The 18423-nt window shown below is 55.5% G+C and carries 17 protein-coding genes; 14 read left to right on the plus strand and 3 right to left on the minus strand.

The genetic code is table 11. From position 1 onward, the window contains the following. Positions 1–17 precede the first annotated feature (17 nt). From wecB to NYE74_RS11265, 10 genes are all read left to right on the plus strand, one after another. The gene (gene wecB, locus NYE74_RS11220; RefSeq protein WP_036620350.1) at positions 18–1109 is read left to right on the plus strand and encodes a non-hydrolyzing UDP-N-acetylglucosamine 2-epimerase; all 1092 of its coding nucleotides are present in this window, start codon (positions 18–20) and stop codon (positions 1107–1109) included. Next, positions 1102–2088 carry a polysaccharide biosynthesis protein gene (locus NYE74_RS11225; protein ID WP_036620353.1) on the plus strand — a complete coding sequence of 329 codons (987 nt, stop codon included), beginning with the start codon at positions 1102–1104 and terminating at the stop codon, positions 2086–2088. Before wecB ends, NYE74_RS11225 begins: the two co-directional genes overlap by 8 nt. Beyond that, on the plus strand, positions 2085–2918 hold the full coding sequence (locus NYE74_RS11230; RefSeq protein WP_036620355.1) for an SDR family oxidoreductase: 834 nt from the start codon (positions 2085–2087) through the stop codon (positions 2916–2918). Before NYE74_RS11225 ends, NYE74_RS11230 begins: the two co-directional genes overlap by 4 nt. Beyond that, the gene (locus NYE74_RS11235) at positions 2894–3838 is read left to right on the plus strand and encodes an NAD-dependent epimerase/dehydratase family protein (RefSeq protein ID WP_316561123.1); all 945 of its coding nucleotides are present in this window, start codon (positions 2894–2896) and stop codon (positions 3836–3838) included. Before NYE74_RS11230 ends, NYE74_RS11235 begins: the two co-directional genes overlap by 25 nt. Then, positions 3835–4557 carry a glycosyltransferase gene (locus NYE74_RS11240; protein ID WP_036620360.1) on the plus strand — a complete coding sequence of 241 codons (723 nt, stop codon included), beginning with the start codon at positions 3835–3837 and terminating at the stop codon, positions 4555–4557. The genes NYE74_RS11235 and NYE74_RS11240 overlap by 4 nt, the downstream gene beginning before the upstream one ends. A 282-nt stretch (positions 4558–4839) precedes the next feature. Next, a complete protein-coding gene (locus NYE74_RS11245; RefSeq protein WP_213510051.1) occupies positions 4840–5895 on the plus strand; it encodes a glycosyltransferase family 4 protein in 1056 nt (351 codons plus the stop codon). A gap of 14 nt (positions 5896–5909) precedes the next feature. Further along, positions 5910–6944 (plus strand): glycosyltransferase family 2 protein, encoded by a 1035-nt coding sequence (locus NYE74_RS11250; RefSeq protein ID WP_213510052.1) that lies wholly within the window; start codon positions 5910–5912, stop codon positions 6942–6944. Between the two features lie 41 nt (positions 6945–6985). Then, complete coding sequence (locus tag NYE74_RS11255) at positions 6986–8248, plus strand: glycosyltransferase family 2 protein (protein WP_213510053.1); 1263 nt, start codon at positions 6986–6988, stop codon at positions 8246–8248. Between the two features lie 12 nt (positions 8249–8260). Then, positions 8261–9058 carry a glycosyltransferase family 2 protein gene (locus NYE74_RS11260; protein ID WP_213510054.1) on the plus strand — a complete coding sequence of 266 codons (798 nt, stop codon included), beginning with the start codon at positions 8261–8263 and terminating at the stop codon, positions 9056–9058. Positions 9059–9064: 6 nt separating this feature from the next. Beyond that, positions 9065–9850 (plus strand): glycosyltransferase family 2 protein, encoded by a 786-nt coding sequence (locus NYE74_RS11265; protein ID WP_316561122.1) that lies wholly within the window; start codon positions 9065–9067, stop codon positions 9848–9850. A 64-nt stretch (positions 9851–9914) separates the two neighbouring features. On the opposite strand, the gene NYE74_RS11270 is transcribed toward NYE74_RS11265, so the two are convergent. From NYE74_RS11270 to NYE74_RS11280, 3 genes are read right to left on the minus strand one after another with little or no spacing between them, the layout of a single operon-like run. Next, positions 9915–10832, minus strand: coding sequence for an NAD-dependent epimerase/dehydratase family protein (locus NYE74_RS11270; protein ID WP_341004796.1), 918 nt, complete (start codon positions 10830–10832; stop codon positions 9915–9917). After that, positions 10829–11809 carry an NAD-dependent epimerase/dehydratase family protein gene (locus NYE74_RS11275; protein WP_316561120.1) on the minus strand — a complete coding sequence of 327 codons (981 nt, stop codon included), beginning with the start codon at positions 11807–11809 and terminating at the stop codon, positions 10829–10831. The genes NYE74_RS11270 and NYE74_RS11275 overlap by 4 nt, the downstream gene beginning before the upstream one ends. A gap of 29 nt (positions 11810–11838) precedes the next feature. Continuing rightward, complete coding sequence (locus tag NYE74_RS11280; protein ID WP_316561119.1) at positions 11839–13116, minus strand: nucleotide sugar dehydrogenase; 1278 nt, start codon at positions 13114–13116, stop codon at positions 11839–11841. A 231-nt stretch (positions 13117–13347) separates the two neighbouring features. Here NYE74_RS11280 and NYE74_RS11285 point away from each other — a divergent pair, with 231 nt between their 5' ends. The 4 genes from NYE74_RS11285 to NYE74_RS11300 all read left to right on the plus strand — a co-directional run bounded on the left by NYE74_RS11285 (position 13348) and on the right by NYE74_RS11300 (position 18411). Next, entirely contained in the window at positions 13348–14574 is a 1227-nt protein-coding gene (locus NYE74_RS11285; protein WP_270620058.1) for a glycosyltransferase family 4 protein, read from the plus strand. Positions 14575–14577: 3 nt separating this feature from the next. Further along, positions 14578–15744 carry a hypothetical protein gene (locus NYE74_RS11290; RefSeq protein WP_316561118.1) on the plus strand — a complete coding sequence of 389 codons (1167 nt, stop codon included), beginning with the start codon at positions 14578–14580 and terminating at the stop codon, positions 15742–15744. Between the two features lie 293 nt (positions 15745–16037). Beyond that, complete coding sequence (locus tag NYE74_RS11295) at positions 16038–16538, plus strand: hypothetical protein (protein WP_036620380.1); 501 nt, start codon at positions 16038–16040, stop codon at positions 16536–16538. Between the two features lie 316 nt (positions 16539–16854). Further along, positions 16855–18411 (plus strand): glycosyltransferase, encoded by a 1557-nt coding sequence (locus NYE74_RS11300; protein WP_316561117.1) that lies wholly within the window; start codon positions 16855–16857, stop codon positions 18409–18411. Positions 18412–18423: the final 12 nt, after the last annotated feature.

Raw genomic sequence — 18423 nt, forward strand, 5'->3', positions numbered from 1 at the left:
CAACAGGGAGTGAGAATGTGAAAATCATGACGATACTGGGCACCCGCCCGGAAATCATTCGCCTCAGCCTGATCATCCCGCTGCTCGACCGGTACGCGGATCGCCACGTCTTGGTGCATACCGGTCAGAACTTCACCTCCAGTTTAAGCGGTATTTTTTTTCGGCAGCTTGGTTTAAGGGAACCGGACTACTGCCTACAGGACCGCCAAACGACGCTCGGCGGCCAGCTTGCCGTCATGTTCTCGCAAATGGAGCGGATTTTGGAGGACGAGAAGCCGGACCGGGTGCTGCTGCTGGGGGATACGAACAGCGCCTTATGCGCGATTTTGGCCGAACGGATGGGGATTCCGGTCGCGCACATGGAAGCGGGCAACCGCTGCTTCGACCTGGAGGTTCCGGAGGAGAAAAACCGCAAAATCATCGATGCCGTCTCTTCGATCAACATGCCTTATACACAGCAAAGCAAGCAGCATCTGCTCGCCGAAGGGATCCCCAGCCGCAGCATCGTGCTCACGGGCAACCCGATTTACGAAGTGCTTCAGCATTATGAACGTGAAATCTCAAGCAGCGACATTCTGCAGCGGCTGAATCTGACGGGGGGCGATTATTTTCTGGTGACGGCGCACCGCGCCGAAAACGTGGATCGCCCCGCACATTTGCGCGAAATCCTGAACGGCCTGAACAAGGTCGCCGAAACGTACGGAAGACGCCTCATATGCAGCCTTCACCCGCGCACCCGCTCCAAGATGACGGAGGAATTGCGGATGAGCATGCATCCCCTCGTCGAGTTCCACGAGCCGTTTGGTTTTTTCGATTTCGTCAAGCTGGAACGCCACACCTGCTGCGCCTTGACCGACAGCGGCACCGTCCAGGAAGAATGCTGCATTATGGGGGTGCCGACCGTAACGTTGCGCCGGACGACGGAACGGCCGGAAACGGTCGATTGCGGAAGCAATATCGTCTCCGGACTGGACGCCGAAAGCATCCTGCGGTCGGCGGCGGCGATGATCGAGCTGCCTCGGGATTGGGAGCCCCCGCAGGGCTATTTGGCGAAGGATGTATCGGTAAAGGTTGTCAAATTTCTGCTTGGAGGGAAACGGCATGTTTGAGAATAAACGTATTTTGGTCACCGGGGGGACCGGTTCCTGGGGACACGAGCTCATCCAGCAGCTGCTTCCGCAGCACCCCCGGGAAGTCATCATCTATTCTCGAAGCGAATCCGCCCAGGTCGCCATGAACCGGCAATTCGAGGATCATCGGCTCAGCTTCTGCATCGGCGACATCCGCGACAAAGAAGCGTTGTCGACCGCCTGCCAGGGCGTGGACTACGTGTTTCACCTGGCGGCGTTGAAGCACGTGCCGGTTTGCGAGGATCAGCCCTACGAGGCGCTCAAGACCAATGTGATCGGCACGCAAAACGTCATCGAGGCCGCGCTTGAAAACGACGTGGACAAAGTGATTTACATTTCAACGGATAAAGCCGCCAATCCGTCCAATTTTTACGGGATGACGAAGGCCATCGGCGAGAAGCTGATCGTTTACGCCAATTTGCTGCGCGGCAGAACCCGCTTCGTTACGGTGCGGGGCGGCAACGTGCTGGGAACGAACGGCAGCGTCGTGCACCTGTTCAAGGATCAAATCCGCCAAAAGGGCGAAGTCTCGATCACCGATATGAATATGACGCGTTTTTTCCTTACGCTTCCCGACGCCATTTCCCTGCTGTTCAAAGCGTCGATCGAAAGCGTCGGCGGGGAAATTTTCGTCATGACGATGCCGACTTGCCGGATCGTCGACCTCGCCGAGGTGCTGATCGAGGATTCCGGTTTGCCGGACGTCAAGCTGGTGGAGCGGGGAATCCGTCCGGGCGAGAAGATCCATGAAATTTTGATGAGCGAATTCGAAAGCCTGTCGACGGTCGTCTACGACGAGCAATATCTCGTCATTTTGCCGACGATTAACATGCCCGAATTGAAGGAGCGCTACAAGCATTGCCCGCCGGTTTCCTTCACGAGCTTCAGTTCCGCCGACAATCTGATGTCGAAAGAGGAGATTCGGAACATCCTGCGGCGCGGGGGGTTCCTGTCATGAAGCTGCTGATTTTGGGCGGGAACGGGATGGCCGGCCACATTTTGGTGGACTATTTCCGGCGGCAGGGGCGGCACAGCGTGTTTTACACGACGCGGGATCACAGGGATCCGCACGGGCTGATCATGGACGCCGCCGACTGTGTAGCCGTCGAGAAGCTGGTCGAAGCGGTGCGGCCGGACGTCATCGTCAACGCGATCGGCGTACTGAACCAGTTTGCCGAGCAAGACAAGATCGCCGCGTATCACATCAACGGCTTCCTGCCGCACCGCCTTGCCCGGGCGGCCGATATTGCCGGCGCCCGGCTGATCCATATCAGCACGGACTGTGTGTTTTCCGGCACGCGCGGCGGCTACCGCGAGGATGACGAGCCGGACGGCACAAGCGTTTACGCGCTGACGAAAGCGCTCGGCGAAGTCCGGGCGCCCGGCCACGTGACGATCCGCACCTCTATCATCGGCCCGGAAATCCGCCCAGGCGGCATCGGGCTGATGCATTGGTTTATGAACAGCAAAGGGACGGTTTCCGGATACCGGAGGGTGCTGTGGAACGGCGTGACGACGCTCGAACTGGCCAAAGCCGTCGACGCGCTGCTGGACTCTCCGGTTTCGGGCCTGATCCATCTCGCCTATCCGGAGCCGATCAGCAAACATGATTTGCTGCTGCTGTTCCGGGAGATTTGGGGGCGGACGGATATCGCCGTCGTGCCCAGCGGCGAGCCGGTTCAGGATCGGACGCTGATCCAGACCCGCAGCGATTGGAAATACGAGGTGCCTCATTACCGCGAGATGCTGGAGGAGTTGGAACGATGGACGAAGGAGAAGCACTGCTAGGCCGCGCTATTCTCGTCACGGGCGCGGCAGGGTTTACCGGCGCTCACGCCTGCCGGTATTTTGCCGGGCTCGGCATGAAGGTCGCCGGGCTCGTTCACAACCGGATCCCGGATACGTCCGGCGCGGACGCGAGGATCCGGTATTACTCCTGCGATCTGCTGGACTCGCGGCAATTGCCGGCGATCGTTCGCGAAGCGGCCCCCGATTACGTGCTGCATCTCGGAGGGAAAAATTCCGTCCCCGAATCCTGGGACGACCCGCTGCTATACATGCAAACCAACGTATTTTCCCTGCTGTCCCTGCTTGAAGCGCTGCGCCCGTTTCCGGACTGCCGCGTGCTTATCGCGGGGTCGCGCTTATCGGTTCCGCTTGCGCCCCCTTACCGTCCGCCTCATCCCTACAGCTTGAGCAAAAGCCTGCAGAAGGCGATCGCCCTAACCTGGCAAGCGCTGTTCAACCAGTTCATCATGGTGGCGGAGCCGTCCAATTTGACCGGGCCGGGACCGTCGACGGGGATTTGCTCCCTGCTCGCCCGGCGGGTCGCCCGGGCGGAACTCGGTTTCACGGACGAACCGTTCCGGCTGTCGTCCCGGCTCGTCCGGCGCGATTTCCTCGATGTCCGCGACGCGGTCCGGGCTTACGGATATTTGCTCGCTTACGGCCGCAGCGGCGAGGAATATCCGGTATGCTCGGGGCAGGAGCGGAGCCTTTTGGAGGTGGCGGAAGCCGTGCAGCAGCTCGCGGGGACACGGATTCCCCTGCTATGGGGGGATTCCGATCCGCAGCCCTCCGGCGGGGAGGCCAAACCGGCCGAACCGGAGTTTCTGTCCCGGCTGGGCTGGAAGCCGCTCATTCCGTTTTCCGCCTCGCTAACCGACGTCATTGGTTATTTTCGCGGCACGAAAGGAGAGTTTCGATGACACCGACGGTTTCGGTCATCATACCGTTCTATAACTGCCCGTACGTGGAGCAAGCGGTTAAAAGCGCCTTGAACCAGACCTACCGTCCGCTGGAGGTGATCGTGGTCGACGACGGCTCAACCAGTCATGCGGAGCGGCTTGCGACCTACCGTCCGCATATTCATTATCTGGGAAAAGCAAACGGCGGAACGGCCTCGGCGCTCAATCACGGCATCCGCCATGCCAGCGGGGAATATATTGCGTGGCTCAGCTCGGACGACGTTTTTTATCCGGATAAAATCAGCCGGCAAGTCGCTTTCATGCAGCGGCAAAACGCCGCCATATCCCATACGAATTTTCATTGCATCGACAGCGCGGGCAATGTGACGCGGCATCATGCCGTCCCGCCCGGTATGCTGCGGAACAACGCCGATTTATACCGGTGTTTTCTGCACGCGAATCCGGTTAACGGCTGCACGGTGATGATCCGGCGGGATCTGTTCGCGGCCGTTGGTTTGTTTGACGAGTCGCTGCCGTATACGCATGATCTCGATTTCTGGTACCGGGCGATTCTGAGCGGAACGTATTTTCCGTTTCTGAACGAATCTTTGACCGGCTACCGCTGGCACGATGGAATGGGAACGCTGCGGCACCGCGAGCAGATCCAGCAGGAGATCGTCCATACTCAAAACCGATACCGGGAGCGGGTAATCCGGATTTTGTCCTTGATGAACATGTGATCCCGGACTTTAACCATTCTAATGACATATAGAGATTTCAGCGCGAGAGCAGGAGGCTGACGCTTCCGGCCCTCGCGTTTTTTTGCGCCTGGGTTCGGAATTACGCGCTTGGCTCAAACCTCTTACTTTTTAAGAGAATATAGTAAACTACGAAACTTAAAAAATCTGAGAGGAGGTTGGCGGTGGCAATTCATAGAATTCAAAAATTTTCGCTTCGCGATTTTAAAGTTTACCGATATTCTTCAGGTTTGAACCGAAATCCCAAGAAAAAGGAGGGGCAGTATGAAACAAACCGGAATAAAGGGCGATCCCGCGGTGTTTTCCTTCAAATTCGTTACCGATTTTATTAAGCTTGAAGCCGCCAAAGGCCCTGTGATCGAAGCCAAGATTCGCGCAAAGTGGTTATCCCTCCTATGTCCTGCTGATTTGAATATCGCTTTCACTTTGCGGAAGGAAGATACTCGGCCGCAGGGAATGGAGCATGTTAATCTGGTTGCCATGAACGAACCCGGTTATTGGAATCACTATTTCTTCAATTCGTGGCAGTACGATCAAGAAACACGAAGCCGCGGCTGGAGCGTGGGACCTAATATCGAGTTATCCAAACCGCCGAAAGCCATGGTTCCCGTGGTGGTATATTCAGAGTTCCAGAAAAAGAATTTGCTCGACCGTTGGAAGGGGTATGATCCGAATCTCGTCACAATCATCCCCAATATAATTGATCGTACGTTGTTTTATCCGGGCCAGCGAGCGGGCCATCCCGTGGTCGGTTGGATCGGATACGATCACCCCAGCAAATATACGAAGGGGGCTGAAGTTATCCCCTATTTGGCCAAACGCTTCCCGGAGGTCACCTTTGAGATGGTCCATGCCGAACCCCCAAAATTCAAACATGAATGGATGAAGGAACCGTTGCCTAACGTTAAAATTTTGACCGCCGTTCCGCACTCCAGAATGCCGGAAATCATACGCCGCTGGCATGCGTTGGTATGCGGCAGCAAGTGGGAGACCGGAGCCACTCACGTGCGGGAGGCCATGGCCTGCGGCGTGCCGGTTATCGCGGCTAAAGTAGCGGCGCTGCCTGAAGTCGCCGGAAGCCAAATGCTGTTGGACGAAATGAAATGGGGGCATCCGCCGGCCACGAGCAGGCCGTACGAATGGACGGAGCCGTCGTTGAACAAGTACGCCGACGCTTTGTCCGTGCTCCTCAACGACTCCGCTAAAGCGAAACGCCTGTCGGAAGCGGCGATCCAGGAAAGCTTGCGGGGGGAACCCCAGGAAATTGCCAAGCTTTGGTATGCATTTATTCGCAAATGCCGCGATCATTACAGTAAATAAAAGGGGGTCCGTTTATGAGTACGCCCGTAACGGTATTAATGCCTTTTTACAACCCCGGGCGGTTTTTGCGCGAAGCTGTCGAAAGCGTCATCGGACAGACGTTTACGGACTGGAAGCTAATTTTGATCGATGACGGCTCCACGCAAAATGTTCATTCGCAAATCCAAAAATATCTTCAGGATTCCCGGATCAAGCTGCTTAAACTGGAGAAGAACGTCGGCCAATCCCAGGCGCTGAACCGGGGGCTTGAATTGGTGGATACGCCGTTTATCGTTCAATTGGACAGCGATGACAAGTTTTTCCCTCACACGCTTGGGGTCCTGGTCAACGAAGCGCGGAAGCAGCCGGAAGACGTCGCGGTATTCTCGGGAAACATGCAGGTGATCCATGAGGACGATCGGGGCAACCTGATGTTTACCACGACGAACCAAGGCCGTCCATTTACCGACAAATACGACTTTATTTTGGCCAACACGTCCTTGTGGCCCCGCTTTTACCGGACGAGCGCGATCCGCTTGGTCGGAGGGTGGCCGACGGACGACCCGTACGGCGGACGGGTGATGGAGGATAAGCAGGTATTGCTGCGGCTCATTGAACGCTACCGGTTCCATTGGGTCGATCAAACGCTGTATATCCACCGCCGGCATCCCAACAACCATACGAATCAGATCGCCTTGTACGCCGAGATGGTGGAATGGTCCATCCGCCAAGCTTTGAAACGATGGGGAGGAACCTACGAGCCCGTGTTTGTTACTTACGGAATCGGGTGGAAAAGGCTGGAACGGTTGATTCCCGTCTCGCCCGGCGGGCAAAGCAAACCGGTGCCGGCAGCCCGGCCTGCGGTTTCGCCAGCCAAACCGCCAGCCAAACCGCAGGCCGCACCAGCCAAGCCGCCGGCTTCACCGGCGCAGGGCACGGGGCCGCGTCCTGCGAAGAAGCCGCGAACACCCCCGGCGAACATTTCTCCCTATGGAACGCAAAATGCCGGACCCGGCACCGGGCCTTATACGGGTCCCGGGACAGCGCCAGGCACCGGACCGGGGACCTGAGTTTATCGCACAAAGCTGTATAGAAAGGTGGTTTCTAATAGATGAGTAGCTTGGTAACGGTCTTGATTCCATTTTATAATCCTGCCGCCGGCTTCCTTAAGGATGCCGTGGAGAGTGTTTTTAAGCAAATCCGCAAAGACTGGAGGCTGCTGTTGATCGATGACGCCTCCACGGAAAACTACCTGCCGCAAATCGAGAAGTACTTATCGGATTCGCGGGTGGAATTAATTCGCCTGCCCCGAAACGCCGGCCAGTCCCAAGCGCTGAACAAAGGCCTGGAATTGGTAAACACCCCGTATATGATACAACTGGACAGCGACGACTGGTTTTACCCGCACACTTTAACCGTGCTGCTGGATGAAGCTTCGAAACTGCCGGAGGACATCGCGGTGGTATCCGGCAATATTCAGTACGTGTACGAGGACGCTTCCGGAAACCGAATCAAAACGGCGGTTTACAAAGGCCGCAAGTTTAAGAATATATACGATTTTCTCTTGGCCAATACTTCCGTCTGGCCCCGGTTTTACCGGGTCAGCGCCGTCCGTTCCATCGGCGGGTGGCCGACCGACGATCCGTACGAAGGCAGGGTAATGGAAGATAGACGGATCCTGCTGCGGCTTATGGAAAAATACCGCTTCCACTGGGTAGATCAGATGCTTTATATTCACCGCAAACACGGCAAAAACCACACTGCCCTTCAAACCGAACGTTACGCGGAAATGACGGAATGGACTACTCGTGACGCTTTGGAACGCTTGGGAGGAAGATATAAACCGGTGTTCGCTCAAAACGCGGCCACCGGATGGAAAACGGTCGAGCGGTTGATTCCAATATCCCCCGTTCTCCCCGTTTCTTCCAAGCCGCAGCCGGGCTCGGCGCCGCCGAAATTGGATTCATCCGTAAAAGTTCCCGAGTCGCCAGCAAACGCTCCCGAATCTCCAGCAAACGCTCCCGAATCTCCAGTAAAAGCTTCCGAATCGCCAACGAAAACTCCAGCATTACCTGTAACGACTCCCGAAGCCAAACCAGCTTGGCAAGCCCGATCCGCCACACCTTCGGTTTCGCCGCTTCCGGTACCCCAACTTCAGGACCAACCTGCCGTCCCGGCACTGCAGCCTGTATTCGCCGCCCCCGCTTTCGAAGCGGTACCCGTGCCGCAATATCCATATATCAATGCCGGCCCGGGAACGGGGCCGTATACAGGTCCCGGTACTGCACCGTATACAGGACCCGGTACGGCGCCATATACAGGTCCCGGCACCGCGCCGGGAACCGGCCCGGGAACAGGGCTGGCTACATTATAGGAGGGATGAGAAATGAGCCTTGTTACCGTTGTTGTACCCACCTACAATAAAGCCGCTTATATCGAGGAAGCGCTGAAATCCATCGAAAATCAGACCTATCGGGACTGGAGGCTGCTGGTTGTCGATGACGGCTCAACGGACAATACGGTATCCATCGTGAAACGGGTCATGGATCCTTCCCGAACGCAAGTGATCGAGCGTAAACAGAATCAAGGCATTTGCCATGCGCTAAATCAGGCGCTGCAGGCAATCCGGACGAAATATTTCATTCAGGTGGACGGAGACGATTGGGTCGTCCCCGAAACAATTGAGGTTCTCCTGAACGAAATGGAACGCCAATCGGAGAACGTTGCCCTGGCTTATGCGAATACTTGCCATTGGCACGAGAAGAACGGGGTCCTCCATTATTTCAAAACCATGAAGCATCGGCCGTTTAAGGACCGGTATGATTTCGTAGTATACCCCTCGATGGTGCAGCCTAGATTTTATAGAACGAGCTGCGTCAAAAACGTCGGCGGTTGGGAGATCGATGAACTGACGGGCGGCAGAATGCTGGAGGATCGGCGAATGCTGCTTCGCCTGCTGGATCAGTACAATTTTGTCCATGTCGACCGTGACTTGTATCAATTTCGCTATCATCACAATAATTTGAGTCAATTCCGAAACGCCGCAACGTATAACTTGTTAATCAAAATGTTTACGGACAAAGCGTTAAAACGCTGGGGGGACCGCTACCGGGCCGAAATGATCGGCCCGCCCCACCTTTGGCAAACCGTTGTCCTCACCCCTACAAATCAAGGAAAGGAGTAGTCCTTTATGGGAAAAGTGACCGTTGTCATCACATTGTATAATAAAGAACGCTACATTGATCAAGCGATCGGCAGCGTGCTGCGACAAACGTATTCGGACTGGGAACTTCTGATTATCGACGACGCATCCACCGACGGGTCTGTGGCCAAGGCGCGCCAATTCAGGGACCCGCGGATCCGAATCGTCCCTCTGGCTGAGAATCTCGGGCAATGCCATGTTTTGAACTACGCGCTTACGATGATAACCTCTCCCTATTTCATGCAGCTTGACGCCGATGACTGGCTGGACAAAGACACGCTCCGGATAATGGTAAAAGCGGCTGAGGCGAATCCGCATGCTGCGCTTTTTTACGGCAATCATCTCACTTATTGGCTGGATGACCAGGAACGCGTCGTCAGGAAGGAACCGATCATCCTTGAACAATACCAAGACCGCTATGACTTGATGCTTAAAATGAGCAACGCGATGGTGCCGCGTTTTTACCGGACGGAAGCCGTTCGGGATGTCGGCGGCTGGATGGCGCAGGTATACGGTGACCGGATAGCCGACGATGTCCAAATCGCTTTAAGGCTTGCCGGAAAATACCGTTTGGTCTGGATCAACGAATTCCTGTACCATCGGAGGAGAGACACGGATAACTGGAAAAAATTCGAGCAATCGCGGCCGCTGCGGCGCCAATACCGCTATGAATTGTATAACCAAATCTTGCGGGAATGGGGGGGCGAGTACAAAGCCGATTGGGTGCCCCAGCCGGACGGAAGCAATTATTTGCGCGGGTTTATTCGAAAATAGGATATTGGCTGTCCAATGAAAAAAGCCGGGCCTAGATAATATCTTAGCCCGGCTTGTCGATATTTCAGCCTTGATTCATCACATACTGGTACGTTTCCTGCAATCCGCGGTACAGGTCGTACGTCGGCTTCCAGCCAAGCGATTCGAACGCCCGGATGTTGCTTAAGCAGCTGTGCCGGATATCGCCGGGCCGTTCGGGCTGGTGCACGGCCGGCAAAGGCTCGCCGTGAATATCCTGCAGTATCATGAGCAGTTCCTTAATCGAAGTGGGCAGGGCCGTGCCGATCTGAATGATCTCGCCGTCTCCCTGCCGGACGGCGGCAAGGTTGGCTCTGACGACATCCTTGACGTAAACGAAATCCCGGGTTTGTTCGCCGTCTCCGAAAACGACCAGGGGTGTTCCTTTTTTGATCCGGTCCATATAGATGGAGATGACGCCCCCCTCGCCTTTCGGCGTTTGCCGGGGCCCGAACACATTGGCGTAACGGAGGATGGTATAATTTAAGCCGTACAGTTTGTGGAATACGCGCAAATACAATTCTGGCGTGCGTTTGGAGATGCCGTAGAAGGAAATGGGGCGGGCCGGATCCTGCTCGTGAATCAGTGCCGTCGTCAGCTCCCCGTAAACGGCGCAGGAGGAAGCATACACGACCTTTTTGACCCCGGCTTCACAGCATGCCTGCAAAGTATTCGCCGCTCCTATGATGTTTATGATCGCGTCATAGGCGGGATCCTTGACGGAGCGCTGGACGTCGACCTGGGCCGCCTCATGGAAGACGACGTCCGGCTGCAGCCGTTTGATCAGCCCGGCGGCCTCCTCGCTTTGGATATCCAGGGTGTACAAAGGGATATTTTGAGGCAAATAATCACGGTTTCCCGTCGAAAGGTTGTCGATCACGTGAACGTCGGCTCCCTGCGCGATCAGAGCTTCGACCAGATGGGAGCCGATAAAGCCGGCGCCGCCGGTAACGAGCGCCTTCATAGCAAGTTCCCGTCCTTCAGCTGCTGGCGGAACCAGTCGATCGACTGCTTCAGCCCTTCGTCCAGGGAGACGGAAGGCTCGTAATTCAGGACGCTCCGGGAACGGGATAAATCCGGCATGCGCACGGGCATATCCTCATAGCCGGGGCCGTACGCCTTAGCGTAAGGCACGTAAACGATCGGCGAGGCGGACCCGGCCAAATCGCGGATTTTATGAGCCAGATCGCGGATCGTAATCGCGTTTTCGGAGCCGATATTAAACGCCTGTCCATTGGCATGGCTGCCCATGGCGGCTAACGTACCCTCCACCGTATCGCGAATGTACGTAAAGCAGCGGATTTGCGACCCGTCATGATACACCTCAAGCGGCTGGTTTTGCAGCGCGGCCCGGATGAACCGGGCGACCACGCCGCCGTACTGCGACGACGTCTGTCTTGGTCCGTAAGCGTTGAAGTAACGCACGACGGCGACCCGCAGCCCCTTCTCCGCATAGGCGAAGCAGAGATGCTCGTCGATCGCTTTGGCCGTGGCGTAACACCAGCGGTGGATGGACGGGGCGCCGAGCACCCGGTCCGAATCCTCGCTGAACGGGAGTTGGTTGTTTTTGCCGTAAATTTCCGAGGTGGAGGCAAAAACGACCTTGACGCCGTTTTGGTGGGCCAGTTCCAAAATATTGCGCGTGCCGTCGATGTTGCCTTCGATCACTTTCAGCGGATTTTCCACCGTATTTTTGACCCCCAGCACGGCAGCCATGTGGAATACGACATCGCAGCGCTCCATCAGACCGCGCAGCAAATATTTGTCCGTTACCGAACCGTAGATCATCGAGTGCCGGTTATTTTCCGTCGCGTCATTCAAAAATTGCAGCTTTCCCGTGGACATATCGTCCAGCGTCCAAACGTAATGTCCCTGCTCGAGCAGCCGCTCTACCAGATGGGACCCGATAAATCCGGCCCCCCCGGTCACTAATATATTCATAGTGGATATACACCTCGTTTGCTCTGAATTTAGATTGAAATGATATTCCCGCGATCCTCGATATTTTTCGTGGCGTTCCGGGTGTCGAATACCAGAGGGGAGAAAGATGCAAGAGACTCGTAGGAGATCGAAGAGTGGTCCGTTAGAATGAGCACGCAGTCATGCTTCTGAATATTCCGTTTGGTCAAAGCTACGCCGTCGAAGATACGTCCGCCGATTTCAATCCGGTCGATGTAAGGATCGTGGAAATTGACCGTCATGCCGGCTTCCATCAGCTTTTGAACAATCGGCAGCGCCGACGATTCGCGCAGATCGTTGACGTCTTTCTTATAGGTCACCCCAAACACAAAGACCTTGCATTCGGCGAGCGGTTTGTTGGCGGACAGGCGCTGGATTACTTTTTGCACGACATATTCCGGCATCGACTCGTTTACCTTGTGGGCCAACTCGATAAATTTCGAATCTTCCCCATACTGCTTCGCCTTCCATTGCAAATAAAGCGGGTCGACCGGAATACAGTGGCCGCCGATTCCCGGTCCGGGATAATAAGGCGTAAATCCGTAAGGTTTCGTGCTGGCCGCTTCAATGGCTTCCCAGAGGTTGATGTTCATTTTTTCACACAAGACGGCCAATTCGTTCATGAAGGAAATGTTGATCAGTCTTTGGCAGTTCTCGAGCAATTTGGTAAACTCGGCGACGCGCGGGGAAGAAACGATGACGACGCGGTCAAAGATGCTTTCGTATACGGCTTTTGCCGTTTCCGTGCATTTTTCGGTGACTCCTCCGAGCACCTTCGGGATCAGATGCAGCTCCTTCTGATCGGGGCCGGGATCGATCCGTTCCGGCGAATAGGCGAGAAATATGGTTTGGCCGACGACGAATCCCGTCGATTCAATCATCGGCAGCAGTTCCTCCTCCGTTGTACCGGGGTAGGTGGAGCTTTCCAAAACGACCAGTTGGCCTTTTCGCAGATAGGGCAAGGCGTTTTTCATGGCACCGTGTACATAGGTCAAATCCGGTTGAAAGTTTCGGTCCAGCGGGGTGGGGACGCACAAAATAACCGCATCCGCCTTGCTGATGGCGCTGAAAGAACCGCTAACATGGAACCGTCCTCCTGCGAACATAGTTCTTATCTCTTTGGACGTAAAATCGGATAGATAGCTTTGCAGGTTTGTCAATTTGGCAATTTTACTAGCATCCACGTCGATCCCGTAAACGGTATGGCCATTTTGCAGAAAAAGAGAAGCTAACGGAAGACCGACGTAACCGAGGCCGATGACGGCGATGCTCGCTTTTGCCTGATTCATAGGGTTTCACTCCTTTTCTCGTAGATGATATATCCTACTCAAGCGAGTCTTCCATTGATATAGATAGAAGTACCCGTAATAGAAAAAATGGTAGAATATCCTGCCGGGTCAATAGATTCGTATAGAAGTAAATAACGGTGCTTGTCCTTCGGCAATTTGGTCGAATGTCCCTTACGGCGGATTAGGTAAGTACATAGGATATACGGAGTTCCACAAGGAAGGGCTGGGGACATGAATATTTTGTTAACGACTTATTTTTATCTGCCGCACGTCGGCGGGGTTTCGACGTACGTGGACACGCTGAAGCGCGAGCTGGAGCGGCTCGGCCACCGGGTGGACGTTTTCGCCCATCATCCGGATATGCAGCATTACTACATGCCGAACAACGGGCGAACGCTGGTGAAATCGAAAGTGAAAGACCGCATCTACGAGAAGATGTACGCTTACTACGAGCAGCAGATGAAACATGTCGATCCGTGGATCCGGTGGAGGGATATCGAAAGGTACTGCTTCGAGGCGGCGGCGTCGATATTCGGACTTCAGAAATACGATCTGATCCACACCCAGGACATTGTGTCGACCCGGGCGCTGTGGCGCGTCAAAAGCAAGACGACGCCGCTCGTCGCCACGATTCACGGCTGTTTGGCTACTGAATTTATACATTCCGGCGAAATTGCCGGGAAAGACACGCTGGCCTGGAAATATGCCGCGGCGGAGGAGTTTTACGGAGCGACTTCCAGCGATGCCACGATCGTTCCGACCGATTGGCTCAAAGCGCTATCCATGAGCGAATTTGCCGTTCCCGGCAAGCATTTGCAGGTCATTCCCTACGGAATGGATGTTGAGACGTTCCAGAAGCGGCTGGCATCCGCTCCCGCCCCGGCGCGCTCCGAAAAAAAAGTTCTGATCTGCCCCGCCAGACTCGTTCCGGTGAAGGGTCACAAGCATCTGATTGAAGCGTTGGCCATGCTCAAAGGGGTTCGCGAGGATTGGGAATGCTGGCTGTTGGGCGACGGGCCGCTGGAGAGCCAGCTGAAGGAGCAGGTCCGGAGCTTGGGATTGGAAGCGCATGTGCAGTTTTGGGGTCCAAGGCAGGACGTTCCGGAACTGCTGAGCCAAGCTGACGTGTTTGTGCTGCCGAGCCTTCAGGATAATCTTCCTTTTTCCATAATGGAGGCGCAAATCGCCGGAAAACCCGCCGTCGTATCGGATGCGGGCGGGATTCCGGAAATGGTGAAGCATGGCAAAACCGGGCTCGTATCGCCGGCCGGAAATAGCGAAGCGCTTTTCCAAAATCTCCTCAGAGTGCTGGAGAGCGAAAGACTGCGAATCCGGCTTGGCGAGCAAGCCAAACGGTGGGCGCTGGAGCATTGGTCCATCGAAACGATGATGAAAAAAACATTGAAGGTGTACGAAACGGTGATGAAACGGCGGCTTGTGAATAGGGAGGGAGCATAAAGCATGGAGGTAAGCGCAGTCTCCGTTCCGAGACGGGGAAGGGTTGTGCCGCAGCGGGGAAAACCTGCGGCAGGGCGAAGCAATCAGGTAAGGTTGATTCATCTCGAAGCAGTCAAAAAGATCGCAACCACCGAGAAAATTCAAGAAGAGAAGCCACGCCGGAAATCCGCGGCGCAGCGGCCCAAACGGAAGTCGCTCAGGGCGCGGAAACTTGCGGCATGGAGAAAAAGAAAGGCTAGACGGAAAAGATGGGCCAAAGGGCAGCGGGGGAAAGTTCACCGGAGATTAGCGCGTGTTGTCGTCCGCCGGCCTGCGGCAGGGAGCCGCCGGCATAATGCGTCGGCGAATCCGGCCGCGGCGCCGGATCAGGCGGCGGGAGCTTCGCCGCAAAACCTAGCGAAACCTGCGGGAGAATCCGGGGCACCTGCCGGAATTCGGCCCGCCGGGAATCCGGCCGCGGGGAATATCGGAGGTGGAGCGGCTTTGACACCGCCGGCCGAACATCCCGGCACGTTAAAACATCCTTTTGCCGCAGAAGCGCATCGCGGCTTGATCCACCTGCCGGATCCGTTTAGAACAGGAGGTGACCCGGCTGCCGCAGGGGTTGCCGTGGATACGGCGATCGGGCAGGTCCTGCCGCCCGGACCGGAGCCGGCGGAACCCGCTATTGCGGCAGACCCGGCAGGGACGGCGGTTCCGGAGGAAATGTTCACTGCGGCCGAAGTGGTCGCCGTCGCGGAGCCGCTTGTGCCAAGTCGACCGGGACCGGAGAGCGAAGTTGATTTCACACCCGCTCCCGTAGCCGTAATCGCTCCGGCCGAACGGGCCGCCCCGGAACCTGTTGCGGTTCACCCGGCCGAACATGCGGCGGTGCAGGAGCAGGCCCCGGCGCAGATTGCACCGGCCGCGCCGGAGCTAAACATCGTGCTGGAAGAAACCATGATTCCCGATCCCGCCTTCATTCATATTTTGCAGTCCGGCACCGAACCGGTCGAACTGGGCAATGAATGGAGACAGGTTGAATCGGATGAGTCGATCGGCTCGGTCCTTCGTCCGGAGACGGTTCAGGCGTTGGCCGCCGAGGTTTCGCCTCCGTCCATTTCCGAGCCTGCGGATGGAGGAAGCGAAACTGCGAATCCTGGCAGCGGCGCCGCGAACGAAGAATCGTAGAAGACTATTATTCTAAAACTATATATTTCCCCTTGAGGCTGGTTCTTATATATAAGTTGAACAACTGAAAAAAGCGAGTTAGGCAAAAGTGTGAAATGATTCTGAAGTCGAAAGAACATTTCACACGGCTGCCCTGATCCGTTCTATCAACAATTCAACTTATAGACTAATCGAACCGCCTCTTTTTTTGATTCGAACGGATGTCCCTGCCATTCTATTTTTCCTCGGAATATACTGACTAGCGTAGCAAGCAAGATTTTGAAGCAGATTATTTTGCAGAGGAGTTGAATGTCGTGTTCACAAGAAACAAAGGCGAAGACGCAAGTCAGGTTCTTCAAAAAATGCTGGCCAAAATTCCGCCTGTCTATCACGGGATGATTCCTTCCGACCTGTCGGATGAAGAAAAAGTAGCTTATCTCGAAGAACAGGAGCAGCGGGGAATTTTTAGAACGAAGCCGTTTTTTATGTGGCTGAACAAAGCTCCGGGTTCGGGGCTGTTCACCGGTCCGGGAACAGGCCCGGGAACGGGCCCCGGAACCGGGCTGCTGGGCGACAATATTACCCCGTACATTCCTTTTGGTCAACGCCAGGCGTATCAGGAGGAATACACCGGCGTATATTTCCACGAACTTCCCGACCCTGTGGTCATTAAGCCGGCCCCCGTACAAGTTCAGCCACCCGTCTATGAAGTGGAAGTGGATAAAGAATTGATTGACGAGCTGGATGAGGAGATGGACCTCGAAGACCTGTTGGAGGAAGACGAGGACAACGAGGAAGAAAGCCTGCAAAAATAAACGGGAGTTTAATCTAACCACCGGACATGATGTCTAGTGGTTTTTCTTTAAACAGCGCGGTTTCAGTTTTAGTGAAAGTTCAAAAAGTCAGGTTTTCAGCACCGAGAAGGTTGGATGAAGCCAGGGACGAAAGGAGCGAAAGCGTAGGATGATCCTACGTGAGCAACTGAAATGTTTCCGCAGGAAACATACTTCGGAAGCATACGCTATAGGCCCGGGTGAATTCAAGATTCGATGCCGAATACGCTCCTTGTTCTTGCTTCGTGATCAAAAGATGACTTTTTGAACTACCTCTTATAGAAGGAGGAGGTCTTGCTTGAACATTTTGTTGGCCACCTATTGGCCGTTTCCGCATATCGGCGGCGTGTCGACCTACCTGAACATCCTTCGTTCCCGGCTTGCGGAAGCCGGGCATGAGGTGGAAATCCTTGCCCAGCATCCCGGCCTCGCACACTACTATCTTGTTCGCGGCGGGCTCCGGCTCTGGAAACAAGACTTTCTTCCGCAGGCGGAGGAGGCGGTGAAAGCCCGGTTCCGGCGGCGTAAAATCCCGCTAAGTCCATGGATGCTCTGGAGGGAAAGCGAAAAATACGCTTTCGAGCTGGCCTGCCGAGGGCTTCCTTTGCAAGACTATGATTTGATTCATACGCAAGATATTATCTCAACCTTTGTACTCCGCAAGGCCAAGCCGGGGCGTGTTCCCCTGGTAGCGACGATTCACGGTTGTCTGGCTACCGAATGGGCGGCAAGTAACGAGATTCAGGCTCGCTCTCCGTTGGAACAGCATTATCTGTCTTTGGAAGAATACTACGGCTCCATGTCCCCGGACGGTCTGATTTTGCCCAGCCGCTGGTTGTCGGGCAGACTATCGACGTTCGGAATCCGGCATCCACGCGCTTACATTATTCCTTACGGCTTGAACCAGGAAGCGTACCGGGACAGGCAAGACAAGCAGCAAATGAACTTAAGAGTGTCTTCCTCGGTCCGGCCAAACAAAATCATTGCCTGCCCTGCGCGCCTCGTCGCCATCAAAGGACAAAAATACCTGATCGACGCGATGAAGCTGCTTGTGCAGAAGCGCAGCGACGTCGTCTGCTGGCTGATTGGGGACGGGATGATGCGCCAGGATCTGGAGCGGCAAACGAAGGAGCTTGGTCTTGAGAAGCATGTCATCTTTTGGGGCAAACGTCATGATGTTCCGGAGTTGATTGAAGGCGCCGACGTCGTGGTGCTCCCTTCGCTGCAGGATAACTTGCCGTTTACGATCATCGAAGCGCATAGCCTGGGCAAACCGGTCGTCGCTTCCCGAACCGGCGGAATCGTGGAGATGGTCCAGGACTGGGTCAACGGATTGCTGGCGGAACCGGGCAATGCCGTTGATTTGTACGAAAAGCTGCTAAGGCTTGTGGAGGATGACCGGCTCCGGGAAAAGCAGTCCGCCGAAGCGCGAAAACATGCCTTAACCGTATGGAACGACATGGCCATGCTCGGGCAAACGTTCGAGGTTTACGGGCAGGCAACCGTCAGCCGGCCGCTGCCGCTGCTGAGGCAGGACTTTGTTTCCAGGTTAAGCGATGATTACTGGGCGAATGCACGCCTGGCAGCCGGCCATATACGGAATTTTTCCATCCTATCCGGAACGGTGGCCGACGCCGAAACGGGTCTCCCGCTGCCGGACACCCCAATTCATTTGCTGGATACGGCCGGCGTCGTCCTTCGGAGTACGGCGAGCGGCAGCGGCGGGCAGTTTGAAATTTGCGATCTTCAGCCCGGAACCTATGAATTAGCGCTGTCCCACCCCCAGGCTGGGCTGAAGACGCGAAAAATCGCCGTTCTTTCGGCCGAATCAACCCGGATCGACATTTCGCTATAGAGGAGGGGATGA

Source organism: Paenibacillus sp. FSL P4-0127, from assembly GCF_038007325.1.
GTDB classification, from domain to species: domain Bacteria; phylum Bacillota; class Bacilli; order Paenibacillales; family Paenibacillaceae; genus Fontibacillus; species Fontibacillus macerans.